General features: G+C 41.7%; 17 protein-coding genes and 1 riboswitch. Of the genes, 6 read left to right on the top strand and 11 right to left on the bottom strand.

What is annotated here, in order from left to right; translation table 11 throughout:
* Positions 1-13: 13 nt before the first annotated feature.
* The gene (locus A374_RS09925) at positions 14-613 is read right to left on the bottom strand and encodes a DNA-3-methyladenine glycosylase (protein ID WP_007202072.1); all 600 of its coding nucleotides are present in this window, start codon (positions 611-613) and stop codon (positions 14-16) included.
* A 106-nt stretch (positions 614-719) separates the two neighbouring features.
* Between A374_RS09925 and A374_RS20600 the strand changes: the two genes are divergently transcribed.
* On the top strand, positions 720-884 hold the full coding sequence (locus A374_RS20600) for a hypothetical protein (RefSeq protein WP_156793192.1): 165 nt from the start codon (positions 720-722) through the stop codon (positions 882-884).
* A gap of 109 nt (positions 885-993) precedes the next feature.
* Here A374_RS20600 and A374_RS09920 read toward each other — a convergent pair whose 3' ends face one another.
* On the bottom strand, positions 994-1,206 hold the full coding sequence (locus A374_RS09920; protein WP_007202071.1) for a hypothetical protein: 213 nt from the start codon (positions 1,204-1,206) through the stop codon (positions 994-996).
* A 176-nt stretch (positions 1,207-1,382) separates the two neighbouring features.
* Between A374_RS09920 and A374_RS09915 the strand changes: the two genes are divergently transcribed.
* From A374_RS09915 to ytkD, 3 genes are all read left to right on the top strand, one after another.
* A complete protein-coding gene (locus A374_RS09915; protein ID WP_007202070.1) occupies positions 1,383-1,676 on the top strand; it encodes a holin in 294 nt (97 codons plus the stop codon).
* 74 nt (positions 1,677-1,750) lie between these two features.
* Positions 1,751-2,263 carry a hypothetical protein gene (locus A374_RS09910; protein WP_007202069.1) on the top strand — a complete coding sequence of 171 codons (513 nt, stop codon included), beginning with the start codon at positions 1,751-1,753 and terminating at the stop codon, positions 2,261-2,263.
* A 188-nt stretch (positions 2,264-2,451) separates the two neighbouring features.
* Positions 2,452-2,922, top strand: coding sequence for an RNA deprotection pyrophosphohydrolase (ytkD, locus tag A374_RS09905; RefSeq protein WP_040340519.1), 471 nt, complete (start codon positions 2,452-2,454; stop codon positions 2,920-2,922).
* A gap of 42 nt (positions 2,923-2,964) precedes the next feature.
* Here ytkD and A374_RS09900 read toward each other — a convergent pair whose 3' ends face one another.
* The 3 genes from A374_RS09900 to A374_RS09890 are packed head-to-tail and all read right to left on the bottom strand — an operon-like array spanning position 2,965 to position 5,560.
* Complete coding sequence (locus A374_RS09900) at positions 2,965-3,762, bottom strand: ABC transporter permease (RefSeq protein ID WP_040340518.1); 798 nt, start codon at positions 3,760-3,762, stop codon at positions 2,965-2,967.
* Positions 3,749-4,528 (bottom strand): ABC transporter ATP-binding protein, encoded by a 780-nt coding sequence (locus A374_RS09895; RefSeq protein ID WP_007202066.1) that lies wholly within the window; start codon positions 4,526-4,528, stop codon positions 3,749-3,751. The genes A374_RS09900 and A374_RS09895 overlap by 14 nt, the downstream gene beginning before the upstream one ends.
* 21 nt (positions 4,529-4,549) lie before the next feature.
* Positions 4,550-5,560 carry an ABC transporter substrate-binding protein gene (locus A374_RS09890; RefSeq protein ID WP_007202065.1) on the bottom strand — a complete coding sequence of 337 codons (1,011 nt, stop codon included), beginning with the start codon at positions 5,558-5,560 and terminating at the stop codon, positions 4,550-4,552.
* Positions 5,561-5,665: 105 nt separating this feature from the next.
* Between A374_RS09890 and A374_RS09885 the strand changes: the two genes are divergently transcribed.
* Positions 5,666-6,475, top strand: coding sequence for an alpha/beta hydrolase family protein (locus A374_RS09885; RefSeq protein WP_007202064.1), 810 nt, complete (start codon positions 5,666-5,668; stop codon positions 6,473-6,475).
* On the opposite strand, the gene A374_RS09880 is transcribed toward A374_RS09885, so the two are convergent.
* From A374_RS09880 to pckA, 3 genes are all read right to left on the bottom strand, one after another.
* The gene (locus A374_RS09880) at positions 6,470-7,099 is read right to left on the bottom strand and encodes a TetR/AcrR family transcriptional regulator (protein WP_007202063.1); all 630 of its coding nucleotides are present in this window, start codon (positions 7,097-7,099) and stop codon (positions 6,470-6,472) included. The two genes, A374_RS09885 and A374_RS09880, sit on opposite strands and share 6 nt — an antisense overlap.
* Positions 7,035-8,309 carry an MFS transporter gene (locus tag A374_RS09875; protein ID WP_007202062.1) on the bottom strand — a complete coding sequence of 425 codons (1,275 nt, stop codon included), beginning with the start codon at positions 8,307-8,309 and terminating at the stop codon, positions 7,035-7,037. Before A374_RS09875 ends, A374_RS09880 begins: the two co-directional genes overlap by 65 nt.
* A gap of 124 nt (positions 8,310-8,433) precedes the next feature.
* Positions 8,434-10,020, bottom strand: coding sequence for a phosphoenolpyruvate carboxykinase (ATP) (pckA, locus tag A374_RS09870; protein ID WP_007202061.1), 1,587 nt, complete (start codon positions 10,018-10,020; stop codon positions 8,434-8,436).
* A gap of 295 nt (positions 10,021-10,315) precedes the next feature.
* Positions 10,316-10,448, top strand: a riboswitch (SAM riboswitch).
* 191 nt (positions 10,449-10,639) lie between these two features.
* On the opposite strand from pckA, the gene metK reads away from it, so the two are divergent.
* Positions 10,640-11,839: a methionine adenosyltransferase gene (metK, locus tag A374_RS09865; protein ID WP_007202060.1), complete on the top strand. Its 1,200-nt coding sequence runs from the start codon at positions 10,640-10,642 to the stop codon at positions 11,837-11,839.
* A 121-nt stretch (positions 11,840-11,960) separates the two neighbouring features.
* Here the strand turns inward: metK and A374_RS09860 are convergent, their stop codons facing one another.
* Genes A374_RS09860 through A374_RS09850 form a run of 3 tightly spaced genes read right to left on the bottom strand, consistent with a single transcriptional unit; the run spans position 11,961 to position 13,053 of the window.
* Positions 11,961-12,530, bottom strand: coding sequence for a manganese catalase family protein (locus tag A374_RS09860; RefSeq protein WP_007202059.1), 570 nt, complete (start codon positions 12,528-12,530; stop codon positions 11,961-11,963).
* Between the two features lie 20 nt (positions 12,531-12,550).
* The gene (locus tag A374_RS09855) at positions 12,551-12,817 is read right to left on the bottom strand and encodes a spore coat protein CotJB (RefSeq protein ID WP_007202058.1); all 267 of its coding nucleotides are present in this window, start codon (positions 12,815-12,817) and stop codon (positions 12,551-12,553) included.
* A gap of 5 nt (positions 12,818-12,822) precedes the next feature.
* Entirely contained in the window at positions 12,823-13,053 is a 231-nt protein-coding gene (locus A374_RS09850) for a spore coat associated protein CotJA (RefSeq protein WP_040340498.1), read from the bottom strand.
* Positions 13,054-13,170 lie beyond the last annotated feature (117 nt).

Below are 13,170 nucleotides of genomic sequence, written 5' to 3'. Positions count from 1 at the left end.
TAAGGCGCTTTTTTTATTTAGATACAAATGGATTATTTTTAAGCCAAAAGCGATACGGATAGTGAATGGCTTCTTGTGCATAAGAAATATTAATTCGTTTGCCAGTGGCAATGTTGTTGTTACAAATGGAAAGGCCTTCTTCAAGGTGAAACGCTGAATCGTTCATTTTGGCACCATAGTCATTCATTGTAATGCCAAGTGCCTGACAAAGCTTGCCGGGGCCGTTTGTCAGTTTTTTCTTGAGAGTCGTTGTTGGAGGAGGATGAACGATGTTCCGACGCTGACACATGAGATGAAGACCTTTGTTCGGCTGAAGCGCGCGAATTAAGATTGCTTCCGGCTTTCCCTCGTCTCCAGAGACGATATTAAAGCATGTATGCATGCCATAAATAAAGTATACATAGACGTAGCCAGGGGGTCCGAACATCACTTCTGTTCGCGGTGTTCGCCGTCCTGCGAAAGAGTGAGCAGCGCGGTCTCCAGGTCCGATGTAAGCTTCTGTTTCAACAATATATCCGGACGTCGTTCCTTCCTTTGTTTCGTGAATAAGCTCTTTGCCAAGAAGCTGTTGCGCTAAGGTGAGGGTAGGTAAACCAAACAAAGATGATTTCATGGATAACTCCTTTCTTGCGATAATTGTCAGAATTTTTAGTATGATAACAGAAGGAAATTGAAGTATTTAACAGAATACTAGTATGTAAAGACAGGGGGCGATTCAGGTGGATGATAAAGTGAAAAAAACAGGCATCTATGAAAATCTCTCAAAACGACGCTATGAATATTGGTATGTGAGCAATACTGGTATGAAGCTTATGGTATCCTGGCTTTGTTGGAATGCACCTCAAGCAGTGATGGAGGAATGGAGCAATTCGGTTAGTCAATAATTGAAGTTGTTTAACAATATAACGTAGCTTTATGATGAAAGCAAACAACAAGCTGTCTCTCCTTATATAAAGAAGAGACAGCTTGTCACATTCCAAACGAAATCGTTGTTTACGTATCAAGCAAACCTTTACGTCTTGCTTCCATGCGCCATTCTGCTTCTTTTACGATGCGCTTTGGTAGCTTGCCTTTATTTCTTAAAAAAGACCAGTATGTTTTATATTGTTTCGGCCGCATGCTAGGGGAGACTTTTCTGGCATATTCCCACCAAGTAAGGTCATTCGACTCGAGCATGATCAAATATAGGTCATCTTCTCTTTTCATCAAACGTCACTCCTGTTGAACATGTGAGTTATTTTCTTCTAGTATGCACCATTAATATGAAAATATTTCATACTAACGAATTTAATATATGTGGAAGTTATAAAAGGGTACGGGCTGTCTCTTTTTTAAATGGTCCATAGGATGAACAATAACTATGAATGCGAGGAGGGAAAAGCATGGAACAAATGCTAGCGTTTGCGTCAGTATTAGCGCCAATTGTAACGGGGTTCGTACAACTTATTAAACGTACATTCCCGTTTCGTAAAAAATTCATTCCTCTTTTTAGTTTTTTCGTAGGAATTCTTATTGGTGTGTTGTCTTTTCCTTTAACAGAATTAGAGCTAACGGTTCGAATATGGTCAGGCGGCCTTGCGGGGCTTGCGGCTACAGGTCTATATGAGGCTGGAAAACATAGCTTTACAAATAAGGCGGCGAGGACAAGTAAAGAGAAAGCTTCTGTCGAAAAATAAAAAAAGAGGTTTTCCAGCGGTGATTAACAGGAATGCTACTACTAAGACAATCAAACTATAGGTGGTGTTTTACCGTGAAGAATGTAGTGAACAGATGTCTAGTAGCCCTAGTTACCGTTGGAATGGTTTCAATGAGTGGAGGGATCGCAAATGCTTCAACTGAGAAAGCTGCGCAACCTTCACATAAAACGCAGAAACGAGTGGAAAGTAAGTCTCCGAATGTCGAAAAGCTTGCTGCGACTTTTTTAAAAGACTTACAGCCGAAAAGTGATTCTCATAACAAGGTGTTGCATTATACGACGAAGCGAGCCGTCGTTCATCATATGAACCGAGTGGCTACGAAGAGCGTAGCGTCACGTTATGTGAATGCATTGTTTACAGAAAAGCATGGGAAGTTGTATGTGGTTCCACAAGATCTTCCACCGTGGTTTCAAAAAGGACATCATTATTCTGTAGAGAAAGCCTCTAAACAGCGGTATAAAGTGATACAACATAACAAAAATGAATTATATGGAAAATATAGTATAACGCTTTCTTTTGCAAAAGTGAATAGTCATTGGGTCATTACTTCTGTTCACGTTTCCTAATTCAGAAGGCTTGATTTTCGCTCTTAATCGGACGAGTACAACGGGATTGTTCACACGTTGTCATCTCGTTCGATTTTTTTAGGTATTTTTTAGCGATATTCGGAAAGGCTTTTAAGGAATTGGACAAAAGCATGTTACCTTCTTTACAATAGACGTAACTAGAGCGATTTGGAGCTATGAATATGGATATGATAACTTTTAAAGATTATTATGATAACACAGTCAATCTGTCATTTACGGACCATCCTTTTTCACACGAGCCGAAGCATGTCTGGGTGTTATGTCGGTTTCGAGATCAGTGGTTACTTACCGATCATCCTCGCCGAGGTATTGAATTTCCTGGTGGCAAGGTAGAACCCGGAGAAACAGCGGATGAAGCAGCCGTTCGTGAAGTATTTGAAGAAACAGGTGGACATGTCGCCACGCTTCATTATCTCGGGCAGTATAAAGTAGATGGTAAAGGCGGACTTATCATCAAAAATATTTATTATGCTACTGTTGATCGAATTCTTCTTAAAGAACGCTACTATGAGACGAATGGCCCGGTTTTTTTTCAAACGTTTCCTGATCATTTTGATCGCGATAAGAAATTTAGCTTTATGATGAAAGATCAAGTGCTTATTCGAAGCCTAGAAAAAGCAAAAGCTACCTTTTTGTAAGTCTATGTAAGGCAACAGTGAAGCGCTGTTGCCTTTTTTTCGTTAGTGGTGATGACGAATGAGTTTCTTCTCAAGTACCTCTACGATCTTATACATGATCGTCGCTAAGATGGCGATGACGAGTAGACTCATTAAAACGAGAGTAAAGTTAAATACTTGAAAGCCATAAATAATTAAATAGCCAAGCCCCTCTTTGGATACGAGAAACTCTCCGACGATGACCCCGACCCAGGATAATCCAACATTGACTTTCAGCGATGAAATGATCGCTGGAAAACAAGCAGGTAAAATCACTTCTTTAAAACATTGATACTTTGAACCACCAAACGAACGAATGACCTTTACATAATTTTCATCCACGCCTTGAAATGCGGTGTGAATAACGAGTGTCGTAATGATAATGGAGATTAGAATCCCCATCGCAATAATGGATGTAATGTTCGGACCTAGTGCGACAATTAAGATGGGTCCTACCGCTACTTTTGGCATCGCATTGAGAATGACTAAATAAGGATCAAGAACGCGTGCGAGAAATGGAAACCACCAAATAAGCGTGGCTAGCAATGTACCGAATAGGGTGCCTAGAACAAATCCAATGGCTGTTTCACTTAATGTCATACCAATGTGGGAAAATAACGAACCATCGATCATTTTGTCATAGAGAAGCGTTACGATTTTCGCTGGGGAGCTAAATAACAACGGATCGATCCAGCGTTCAGTTGAACTAAGCTGCCATAACCCGAAAAACAGAAGAAAGATAATCACTTGTGTTATGCGTACATAAATTGTTTTTTTTCGAAGTTGTTGCACATACGAGGCGAGAGGGTCAGTCGGCGTCATTTTGTTCAATTTGCTCCAACTCCTCCCATATTTCTTGAAACATCATACTATAATCTTCATGCTGACGTGCTTCAAAAGGTAGCCTGCGCCGCAACGTCTCCGTGACGGAAAACGATCGAAATAAACGACCGGGTTTCGTTGAAAATAAAATAATACGATCACTCATAGCGATTGCTTCGCCAATATCATGCGTAACGAGAATCGCTGTTTTTCCATGTTCCTTAAGGGTAGACGAAACTAAATCTTCAAGCTTTAACTTCGTTTGATAGTCTAAAGCAGAAAAAGGTTCATCTAGTAGCAGTAATTTCGGATTGGTTGCTAGTGTGCGCACGAGTGCAACCCGTTGCCTCATTCCACCTGACAATGCCTTTGGATATAACGAAAGGGTATCAGATAAGCCAATTTCTTTCATAAGTGCTAGTGTATACTCAATCCGTTCAGGCGTCAGTTGATGTTGAAGCTTTAAGCCGGTCATAATATTTTCCTGAATGGTTTTCCATGGAAACAAGTAATCTTGTTGGAGCATATAACCGATCTTTGGATGAGGCTTTGTAATGTGCTGTCCTCGCAAGGTGACGGTGCCCGTCGTCGGACTAAGCAATCCAGCGATGATGGAAAGCAACGTTGATTTTCCACAACCACTTGGCCCTAGAAAAGAAATGAATTCGCCTTCTGCAACCGAAAACGTAATGTCTTCTAGAGCTGTAGTGGCCGCTTGCTTAGAGTAGTAGGTTTGACCAATGTCTTTCAATTGCAAGAAGGCCACGTTTTCATCCCTCCAAGATGTTTACTTGATAGCGTTTTGTGCAAAGGTTGTATTGACGTATTGCTTATATGGTGCTGGGTGATCTAGCTCTTTGGCACTTTTCATAATACGTTGTAAGTTATTCCATGCTTCTTCTTGTAAAAGTGGCGTTTTGGCATAGCTATGCTGCTCTTTATAACGTTGCACGACTTTTTCAATGAGCGTAACGGACGTATCTTCGAAATAAGGTGCAATAAGCTTTGCTGTTTCTTCAGCAGAATGACTTTCAACGAATTGTTGGGCTTTGTAGAGCGCTTTCGTATAGCGTTGTAAGACGTCACCGTGGCTTTTTAAGAAGCTTTCTTTTGCCATGTATGACGTGTACGGAAGCTTACCAGATTCTTTACCGAACGAGGCAACAACGTGACCAATGCCTTTTTGTTCAAACATACTGGCTTGTGGCTCAAACAATTGTACGAAGTCGCCAGTTCCAGAAGCAAAGGCGTTAGCGATGTTAGCGAAGTCGATGTTTTGCAGTAAGGTAACGTCCTTATGCGGATCGATGCCATGCTTTTTAAGGCTGTATTCACCGGCCATTTGTGGCATACCGCCTTTACGTTGTCCTAGAAACGTTTTTCCTTTTAATTGTGACCATGAGAAATTTTTGAGAGATTTACGCGATACTAAAAAAGTACCATCAGTTTCTGTTAATTGGGCAAAATTAAGAATAGGATCGTTCGTTCCTTGACTGTTCACATAAATAGACGTCTCAGATCCAACAAGGGCGATATCGGCACCATTTGATAACAGTGCTGTCATTGTTTTGTCGCCACCCCATGTTGTTTTTAAATCGATATCAATGCCCGCCTGTTTAAAGTAGCCTTTCTCGATAGCTACATATTGTGGCGCATAGAAAATAGAGCGTGTTACTTCGGCAATTCGAATCTGATCGCGCTTGTTTTCTTTTTCGCTAGCCGTACATGCTGATAGGAAAAGAGAAAGTGAGACAGCCAGAACAACGAGCAGTTTACTGCTTATTTTCAAATGTTTCATGAAAAGGGGCCTCCTTTGGTAACATGTAAAGGACTCGTAATATAGCGTATGTGAGAAAGGAGATTGTGTGTTTGCCTAGAGGAGAAAATTTAAAGGAGGAAAGAGATGAAAATCCAAGGGAGACATCTAATAAGTGCTACACGTTTTCCGTCACCGCACCCACGCATTACGTTATTCAGAATTACGTATAGAAGTGAGGGATTGTCTGTAAAAGGGCTCTTAGCGGTTCCGGATGAGGACAAGAAACGACCAGGGCTTCTTTACTGTCGCGGAGGCATCAAAAAAGTAGGCATGGTTCGAATTGCTCGTGTCATTCAGTTGGCAAGCAATGGTTTTGTGGTGATGGCTCCTTTTTATCGTGGCAATGAAGGTGGCGAAGGAAACGAAGATTTTTGTGGCGAAGACGTTGCTGACGCAACATCCGCTTATGAACTATTGCGCTCGTTAGCATGCGTTGATGAAAGTAACCTACATATCTTTGGTTTTTCGCGAGGCGGTCCAATGGCTTACTTTACGGCGTTAAAACATCCAGACGTTTCTTCTGTTGTTATTTGGGGAGGCGTTTCTGATATGACCCTTACCTATGAAGAACGCGTTGATTTACGGCGAATGATGAAGCGAGTCATTGGCGGCACACCGACAAAGAAAGAAGCGGCATATCGTCAGCGTTCTCCGCTTTACTATAGCTCAGCGTTTGAAGTGCCGCTGCTACTTATTCACGGCAGTAAAGACAAGAATGTAAGTGTAACACATAGCTTGCGTTTAAAAGAGGTGCTAGAGGCAGAGGGCAAACACGTAGAAAGTTGGTTTTTTCCACAGTATAATCATCACGTTCCTCCGCGGGAAAATAGAATCGTAACGGATGCCTTTTGTCGTTGGATGAAGACTCAACAAGAGGAAAAGCCGGATTTATAAAGAGTCCGGCGCCTCTTTTCCTAACATTTGTGCAAGTGAAAGAATAAATAAATCAAGCTGGTCAGAAATAGATGGTGAATGCGTTGTAAGCATAAGTTGGCTAATAGCAATGCCATCTAAAAACGTAATGCAGTAGGAGCTAATCTGTTGGAGTGGGGCAATCGGTTGAAACTCACCAGAAGTAACGCCTTTTTGTAAAAGCGACGTGTAGAGAGCCAGTCCTTGTTGATAACGATCGGAAACAAAGGCTGAATTCTCTGGCCTGCGACCATAAATATACATATATTCTGTAATGGCTGCTGTGAGCTTAGGTATTTCGCTCGTAACCGGTCGATAGGCATGAATGATTGTAAGCAACGTTTGCCAAGCCTTTTTGTTCGTCTGTTCATATACGGTAGCTACCCACTTCGCTTGCTCTTCCATCAATGTTGCTAATAACGCATGAAAAATAGCCTCTTTATTAGCAAAGTACGCATAAATACCACCTCTACTACTCTTCGTAACGTCCATAATGTCTTGAATCGTCGTAGCTTCATAGCCTTTTTGAGCAAAAAGAGTTTTAGCGGCTGTGAGAATTGTATCTCTGCGCTGTTGTTTGTGTGATGCCGGAACTTTTGGCGCCATGTGATGTATCGCTCCGATCTCGGTTTTTATTCCATAATAGAGCAACAATGGAAAGAATGGCAAGACAAGTTCCTACACTTGAAAATAAAAAAGGCAAGCCAAGCAGTTCACCGACTACACCGCCAAGAGGTGGCCCGATTAAAGTGGCAATTGTCGTTAAACTGCTTGATAACCCCATCACTCGTCCAATAAATGCTTCTGGTGTGTTTTTTTGTAGCAGAGATTGATAGGGAATGAAGACAAAGCCAGCCCCAAATGTTGCAGTCATGGTGATGATTGGCAGCCATACGTACGGATAAGGAAGCTCAAAGTAACTGCTAAAACCAACGCCTAAAAAAACGCAACCAATTGTTGCAATGCCGCCAATCATGGCAGCAAGCGTGTTTTTAATGGCGTTTTTCGCTAGCCATAAACTGGAACATAAAAAGCCAGCGCCAGAACTAGCGAGCACGATGCCGGTAAGTGATGGACCAGCATGAGGAAGGGACGCGCTAAGTAAAGGAATTTCGGGATCAGCGCTTTGAATAAGGAGCATCGCTAAAAACAACAAAATGGTACTAACTAACACAAGCGGGTGTTGAGACATAAAAGCCAGTCCACCTCTCATATCTGTAAAAAAGGATGACGGTTGTGGTGGTGAGGATGCTCGCTTTTTTTGTAGTGGTAGTAGCAAAAGAAAGCTTGCGGATAGCAGAAAGCTTAGGCTGTCGATTAGAAATAGAAAAGAAAGGGGGATGAACTGTAACAGTATACCAGCCAGTGCTGGACCGACTATGCGACAGCTATTTTGAATAATGGCCATAATACTATACGCGGATTGTAGCTGTTCTTTACGAATCAGTTGCTTAATCACCTTTGCTTCTGCTGGGGTAAAAAGAGAAGAACATAAACCTAAAAGGAAAAGGAGTACATACATGTGCCATAGTTCGCTGACAAAAAGGAGTAAAAATACCCATAGTGATGAAAGGATATCGGACGAAAGCAGCAGCATCTTTTGCGGAAGACGATCGGCTAAAGTACCAGCGATCGGTCCAAAAAGAGCGGATGGAGCGCCCAAAGAGAGAATCACAAAACTTAGTTGCAGTGGTGAAGCATGATAGTGGAACGTAACCATCGTTAAGAGTGTAACGAGGGTTAGTGCGTTACCGAGATTTGAGATGAATTGAGCAGCGAGTAAGTGTAAAAAAGGTTTATTTCCCCTTAAAATCATTGTAACAGCCTCCTTTAGTTTAAAAAACGACACTCATGTCATTATAATAAATGACATGAGTGTCGTTTTCAACTATTTTCCATAAAAAAAGCTTCGTGCTTGTGGCACGAAGCTTTTTGCTAGGTTATTGACACTGAGGTCCTGCTTTTTTGATTTCGTCGGTTACGTTCGTAAATTTCGTAAAGTTTTGCGTGAATTTAAGCGCTAATTCATTCGCTTTACGATCGTATTCTTCTGGATGATCCCACGTTTTCTTTGGCTGTAACACTTGATCAGGAACACCTGGGCAGTGAATTGGAATATGAAGACCAAATATAGGGTCGGTTACCGTTTCCACTGATTTTAACTCACCTTGTAGCGCTGCTTGCACCATCGCACGCGTGTGTGATAGATTCATGCGTTTACCAACGCCGTATTCTCCGCCAGACCAGCCGGTATTTACTAAGAAGACGTCTACTTCATGATTATCAATTTTCTCCCCAAGCATTTCCGCATACACCGTTGCTTCTAGTGGTAGGAACGGAGCTCCAAAGCACGTAGAGAAGGTTGCTTGTGGAGAAGTGACACCGCGCTCTGTTCCAGCTAGTTTACTCGTATAGCCAGAAAGGAAATGATACATCGCCTGTTCCTTCGTTAGTTTACTAATTGGAGGCAACACACCGAACGCATCCGCTGTTAAGAAAATAATTGTAGTTGGGTGTCCCGCAACACTCGGTTGTATAATATTTGGAATGGCTTGAATCGGGTAGGCTGCGCGCGTATTTTCTGTTAAAGAACCATCGTTGTAATCAGCAATTCGTGATGTTTCATCAAGCACGACGTTTTCTAGCACACTACCGAAGCGAATCGCATCCCAAATTTGCGGTTCTTTTTCTTCAGATAAGCTAATGCATTTTGCATAGCAACCGCCCTCTACGTTAAAGACACCTGTATTAGCCCAGCCGTGCTCATCATCTCCAATTAGAGAACGATGAGGATCAGCGGAAAGTGTTGTTTTACCCGTGCCAGACAGTCCGAAGAACAACGCTACGTCGCCTTCTTGACCGACGTTCGCTGAACAATGCATCGACAGGATGCCTTTTTCAGGTAGAATATAATTCATGACAGAGAAAATAGACTTCTTAATTTCTCCCGCATATTCCGTTCCGCCGATTAAGACAATGCGTTTTTCAAAAGAGATAATAATAAATGTTTCAGATAGAGTGCCATCAACAGCAGGATCTGCTTGGAATCCTGGTGCAGATACAACCGTAAATTCCGGTGTGATTGCTTTTAGCTCTTCTTCTGTTGGGCGAATAAACATTTGATGCGAGAATAGATTGTGCCATGCAAACTCATTTACGACTTGAATCGGCAAGCGATAGGAGTGATCAGCACCTGCAAAGCCTTTAAAAACAAAGAGTTCTTCTTTTTGTCCTAAGTAGTGAAGTACCTTTTTGTAAAGGTTTTCAAATTTAGTTGCATCAAACGGTTTGTTCATTTTACCCCAAGCAATTTTGTCTCTGCTCGTAGGTTCGTCCACGATAAATTTGTCTTCTGGAGAGCGTCCTGTATACTTACCTGTGGTGGCTCTGAGAGCGCCGGTTGAAGAAAGAATTCCTTCATTTCGGAGAAGAGCCTTTTCTACGAGCTTCGGTACAGGAAGATTCTCGTGTGTAGAAGCGTTGTTTAAAAGATCGTCTAATGTCGTCGTCAAATCAACCGTATTCATGTTCGCAAAACCATCCTTTTTATATAATAATCATTTCCATTAATTTCACATTTAGTATCGAAAATAGTATAACACATTGGTTTAAATAATGTATACTATTTTATTTCTTATTTTTGTATTTGGTTCATAAAAGGGGCTTAATCTTTTTCAATAGCACCAAACCCCTTGGTAAATAAGGATTCTTTATGATTTTTTAAAATGATTTCAGAGGAAATCACAGGAGATTTCTTTCCAAGTAAAGGATTTTTTGTTGACACTTTTCTTGAAGTGCGCTATTATATTTCCCGAACGGCTACTCTTATTCCGAGTAGGTGGAGGGACAGGCCCTATGAAACCCAGCAACCGACACTTCAACACCAACAGCACGCTCGTGCAGTGAAGTGAAAAGGTGCTAACCTGCAAGGTGAATGAACCTTGAACAATAAGAGGTGAAGGCGTAGACAAATACCTTTTCCCTCGTAACGTTTTACATTCAGGGAAGGGCTTTTTTTATGCCTTAAAATAGTTTGAACCTGAACGATTTACTATATAAAAGAATCACATATAGGAATGAGTACCGTATCTTATAAAAAATCGCTCTCTAGTCGAAAGTCTATAGAAGCGAAGGAGGATTCTACCATTGTCTAAAAGTCGTCGTCTTTTTACATCTGAATCAGTAACGGAAGGACATCCAGATAAAATTTGTGACCAAATTTCGGATGCGATTCTTGATGAAATTCTTGCAAAAGATCCAAATGCACGTGTAGCGTGTGAAACGTCTGTAACAACAGGTCTCGTGCTTGTTGCTGGGGAAATCACGACGTCTACATACGTAGACATTCCAAAAGTAGTTCGTGATACGATTAAAGAAATTGGCTACGATCGTGCAAAATATGGCTTTGATGCGGAAACGTGTGCTGTGCTAACGTCTATTGACGAACAATCGGCGGATATTGCTGCTGGTGTTGACCAAGCGCTTGAAGCACGTGAAGGATCTATGACGGATGCTGAAATTGAAGCAATTGGTGCAGGTGATCAAGGATTAATGTTCGGTTTTGCTAACAACGAAACGAAAGAGTTAATGCCATTACCGATTTCCTTAGCACACCGTCTATCTCGTCGTCTTACAGAAGTGCGTAAATCAGAAGAAGTACCTTACCTTCGTCCGGACGGTAAAACGCAAGTAACGGTAGAGTATGATGAAGATGACAAACCGGTACGCATTGATACGATTGTTATTTCGACGCAACATCATCCAGAAGTAACACTTGCTGAAATTCAAGCAGATATTAAAGAAAAAGTAATTAAACCTGTCGTACCAGCTGAATTAATTGATGAGAACACAAAATATTTCATCAATCCAACAGGTCGTTTTGTAATCGGTGGACCTCAAGGTGATGCGGGTCTAACAGGTCGTAAAATCATTGTTGATACGTACGGTGGTTATGCACGTCACGGTGGTGGAGCATTCTCTGGAAAAGACGCAACGAAAGTGGACCGCTCAGCAGCGTATGCGGCACGTTATGTAGCGAAAAATATCGTAGCCTCAGGTCTTGCTGATAAAGTAGAAGTTCAACTGGCGTATGCAATCGGAGTAGCGCAACCAGTATCGATTGCAGTGAATACATTTGAAACTGGGAAAGTATCAGAAGAAGTACTTGTTGAACTTGTGCGTAATAACTTCGATCTTCGTCCAGCTGGCATCATTAAAATGCTTGACCTACGTCGCCCGATTTACAAACAAACAGCAGCATACGGTCACTTTGGAAGAACAGATATCGAGCTTCCTTGGGAACAAACAGATAAAGCGGACGTATTAAAACAACAAGCAAACGTATAATGAAGCATCATGAGACCTTATTCTTCGGAATGAGGTCTTTTTTATACTCTTTGCAAAAAGGAAGATCGTACATAGGGAACATAAACGACAGGCTCCTCGATTGATGAGGAGCCTGCAGCTATTAAAAAAATACTTTTCGGTCGCGTTCTTCTTTTAAGATTTCTACCGCTTCGCGGAAGCGGAGCGAATGAATGATTTCTCGCTCGCGTAAAAAGCGCAAACTATCGTTAAGATCAGGATCATCCGACATATCGATAATCCACTGATACGTGGCCCGTGCTTTTTCTTCAGCAGCAATATCTTCATATAAATCAGCAATCGGATCGCCTTTGGCGGCGATATAAGCTGTTGTAAACGGCACGCCGGATGCATTGTGATAAAACAAGGCGCTATCATGACTGGCATAGTGGGCGTCGAGTCCCGCTTGCTTCATTTGTTCAGGTTTTGCGTCTTTTGTTAGTTTATAAATCATCGTTGCGATCATTTCTAAATGCGCAAACTCTTCGGTACCAATATCGGTTAATAAGCCGATTACTTTATCAGGAATGCTATACCGCTGATTTAAGTAGCGCAAGGCGGCTGCTAATTCGCCGTCCGCACCGCCATACTGTTCGACGAGAAATTTAGCGAGCATCGGATTACACGTGCTTACTTTGACTGGATATTGCAATTTTTTTTCATACAGCCACATACATTCATCCCCCTCTTACATTAAACTTGCCACGGCCACGGACCGTCACTCCAATTCCACTTGTCAGTAGCAGAATAGCTATTGCCGTATTGTTGCAGCGGCCCGTAGGAACGTTCGATTTGTTTTTTTAATTTCTTTCGCTCGCTACTATAATGATTGAATTGCTTGACTGCTTCTTCATCGGTTGGATGGGTGTCTAAGTAGAGTGTGAGTTCTACTAACACAAAATCGACTGCCTGCAAATCATGTAATAACCGATAATAGTCATCAGGCATACTTGTAGGCATGACGTTTAGTTCCCCCTTTGTCGATACGGATTGTCATAATAATCGTAAAAAGCAGGCCAAAGCGTTCCTTTTGCGAGCGCTTCTTTCGGTGAGTATTGTGGTAAGTTTGCTGGTTGAAAAGGGATATAAAGCTGTGGTGGCGTACTATAATACTTCTTTCCAATCGGTGGACAAGGATCATTGGGGCTGTGATAGGGTGTATATTCTTTCATTCGTTTCACAGACACACCTCCCATATTTTTATACTCTTATCACCGTATGGAATGACCGTTAAGAATATGACAGTTTCCGTGATTTCTAGGCATAGGTAGGCGGTACTGTAATACGCTATATAGAGGAAGACTATTTAGACT

The organism is Fictibacillus macauensis ZFHKF-1 (genome assembly GCF_000269865.1).
GTDB lineage: Bacteria > Bacillota > Bacilli > Bacillales > Fictibacillaceae > Fictibacillus_C > Fictibacillus_C macauensis.
The sequence above is the reverse complement of the archived record's forward strand: the minus strand, read 5'-3'. Positions and strand labels throughout refer to the sequence as shown.